This window comes from Bacteroides cellulosilyticus DSM 14838 (genome assembly GCF_000158035.1).
Lineage (GTDB): Bacteria > Bacteroidota > Bacteroidia > Bacteroidales > Bacteroidaceae > Bacteroides > Bacteroides cellulosilyticus.
In genome coordinates, this window is sequence record NZ_EQ973492.1 from 672,541 (window position 1) to 675,549 (window position 3,009).

Annotated in this window: 2 protein-coding genes and 2 pseudogenes; 1 reads left to right on the plus strand and 3 read right to left on the minus strand. The window is 41.8% G+C overall.

Features of this window, described 5'->3' with window-relative positions; genetic code table 11:
• The coding region (locus BACCELL_RS20850) for a TIGR02453 family protein (RefSeq protein WP_044154272.1) at window positions 1–400 on the minus strand (400 nt) is incomplete at its 3' end.
• 300 nt (window positions 401–700) lie between these two features.
• On the opposite strand from BACCELL_RS20850, the pseudogene BACCELL_RS20855 reads away from it, so the two are divergent.
• Window positions 701–936, plus strand: a pseudogene (locus BACCELL_RS20855) (DUF6965 family protein).
• 84 nt (window positions 937–1,020) lie between these two features.
• On the opposite strand, the gene BACCELL_RS20860 reads toward BACCELL_RS20855, so the two are convergent.
• On the minus strand, window positions 1,021–2,718 hold the full coding sequence (locus BACCELL_RS20860; protein WP_007214046.1) for an alpha-amylase family protein: 1,698 nt from the start codon (window positions 2,716–2,718) through the stop codon (window positions 1,021–1,023).
• 8 nt (window positions 2,719–2,726) lie between these two features.
• Window positions 2,727–3,009: pseudogene (locus tag BACCELL_RS26195) on the minus strand (patatin-like phospholipase family protein); the annotation flags it as partial.

Sequence of the window (3,009 nt, forward strand, 5' to 3'; positions counted from 1 at the left end):
CTATGTTATCATACACTGCCTGTCGCACGGCTTTCAGCGTCTTAGGAGGCAGGCAATAGCTACCACCTGCCAACAGACAGTTGCCCGGTTCAATGTGAACATAGTAACCGCAGTGGTCTGATTTCTTACCGCGGGCGTTGATGTATCCGCCCAAATGAGTTTTATACGGGGTCTTGTCCTGCGAAAAGCGCGTATCACGATAAATCCGGTAAGTACAGTCTTTGACTTGAACGCCACGAATACTTTCATCGAAAAGCGAGATACGGGTAATTATAGCCGATAACAGGTTCTCAAATTCCCCACGGGCTTCTTCATACAAGTCCTTGTGAGCATTGAACCATTCGCGGTTATTGTTAGCGGACACTTCTTTCAAGAATTGAAAAATAACAGGGATGTTCATATTGGTATTTTCCTTATTATCTGACAAAATTACGCATAATTTTCCTAACATGCTACAAACAGGGACAAAAAAAGCATCGGCTCTGGTAAACCGATGCTCCTTACACATTTATCAATCAAACAGACGCTTCTGTTTTTGATGTACTTACTTATCACAAGCGGGTACAGTCTCCTTTAATTAATCTTATATCTAATACTATGAAAAACACAATAATATAACACGTCTCCACAGAAAAAGTTCGAAGGGGTATGTGTGTTTTTATCATTTGTTTATATCTTTGTAGAAAAATTATACGAACATATGGAATATAAGTATGATGAGGAAAGTGTGAATGCCTGATGAAGTGGGCTGAGAACGCACAGTTACCCAAAGAGTTACAACTAAGTGAGGCCGAAAAGATTGTGAATCTTAGACAATACGTAGTGGCAAATATAAACGATATCAAAGCGCATTATCCGGATGAGTTTTACAATCCGGCCATTACGCGTCTGTACAGACTGAAGGAAAAACTGGAAGGAGAAAGCACCACGGAGTAACACAGAGTTCCACAGAGTAATAAGGATTCTTTCGAATAAAGATTACTCTGTGGAACTCTGTGTTACTCCGTGGTGAAAATCTTATTATAACTTGATTTTCAATATCTTTCCACTATATCCTTCTACAGAAATTTCCGTAGCCTTATAAGGCAGTAAACTAATACTTTCCGTCTTTCCGGTTAGCAAATCTACCGCCGGATAAATATCCATCTGCGGTATTTGCAGGAAGTCAAAGGCATGAGAAGGCACATTGATAGCTACATCTACTGAAATGTGGTCAAAGTTCACGATAATGAACAATAACTCTTTTCCAGCTTTGCGCAAGAATGTGTATTGTTTATGCTCATTGAAGCGCCAGCCATTTGCGTTGGCATACATAAGATCGAAGAATTCTCCTTCAGTGATTGCTTTTTCTTTGTTGCAAAGCGTCAGGATGCGTTGGTAGATACTATAGATGTGTTTTTGGTCTTCCGTCAGCATCTTACCGTCGAATTTTCCACCATTCCGCCAGCGACGAATAGTATCCACGCTCCAATAATCAAAAATAGTGGTACGCCCATCTCTGCCACTGAAACCTTCGCTATCCATGCCCAGTTCACCGAATTCCTGCCCGAAATAAATCATCATCGGATTGGTATTCATACAAGCTGAAACAATCAATCCCGGAATGGCTTTACGTGGATTGCCGGCAAAGAAATCAGAAGCAATGCGCTGTTCGTCATGGTTCTCCAGGAAATTCAGCATCCGTTTCTCGATGCCACCCAGACTTTGCCAGGAACGGGTAATGGCCGTAGCTGAATCATAGCCGCAAATCACATTGCGAAGTGTATCATAAAGACCTACTTTGTCATATAGATAATCAAATTTTCCGCGGAATATGTAATTCTGATATTCTGCCGGATTATAAACCTCTGCAATGAATAACAAGTCAGGATGCTTTTCTTTCACTTGCGGAATCACCCATTCCCAGAACTCAACCGGAACCATTTCCGCCATGTCACAACGAAAACCGTCGATATTCTTGTCTGCCCAGAAAAGAAGGATATCCAGCATCTTTGTCCAGGTGTCCGGAGTGGGATTGAAATGACAGGTTCCACCATTCTGATAGTCCACTCCATAATTCAGCTTCACGGTTTCGTACCAGTCGGTGATGTTGGGATAAGCATCGAAACGATTGTTCCCCGTAGCCTTGGCAGGACATTCTTTATAAGGTTCAGCAGCCGATCCTTTCATATCGAACTGACCGTGCAATTCGGATTGAGGGATATAGTAAAAATTATTATATGGGCTGAAAGCGTAATTAGGATCATCATTTGCACCCAACTGTGAAGTTCCGTCAGGTTGTGCATCCGAATGATATTGGCGGGCAACGTGATTCGGAACAAAATCGATAATGACTTTCAGACCGCTGCGATGAGTACGTTGTACCAGATTTTCAAATTCCTTCATACGCTCCTGTACATCGTTTGCCAAGTCCGGATCCACGTCATAATAATCCTTGATGGCATAAGGAGAGCCTGCTTTGCCCTTAACAATAGCCGGATGATCGGGACGTATGTTGTAACGGCGATAATCCGTTTGCGTGGCATGCTCTATGATACCGGTATACCAGATATGGGTGGCTCCCAACTTCTTTATTTCATTGAGTGCCTTGGCTGTAAAGTCCGCCATTTTACCGCATCCGTTTTCTGTTATGTTCCCGTTATTGATGCAGTGATTATGATTGTTACCAAACAAGCGCGTAAACACTTGATAGATAATCATTTTTTCATCTTTCCCCATTCTCTTTTTTATTTTATGATTTGATAATTACTTTCATCTTTCCAGATGGTTCCCTGATCCGCTTTCAACTGATCCAGAAGAGTGTTAGCGGCATTGTATCCCTGCATAAATATTTCTTCTGCTTTTTCCAGTTCGGTATTGCTGTATCCATCCAGGTTATACGGTTCTATTAATAAATCCGCTTTTTCCCGTTCGGGGAACGTATTGGCACGGAACATGAAGTGGTAGGAACGCATGGCAATACTTACAATATTCATCTTATATTTGTTCGCCAGTAGCGGACTAACATTT

Bases quoted from the DNA above. Each gene is read 5' to 3' on its own strand.
- BACCELL_RS20860 (WP_007214046.1), bottom strand. From the start codon at position 2,718: ATGGGGAAAGATGAAAAAATGATTATCTATCAAGTGTTTACGCGCTTG.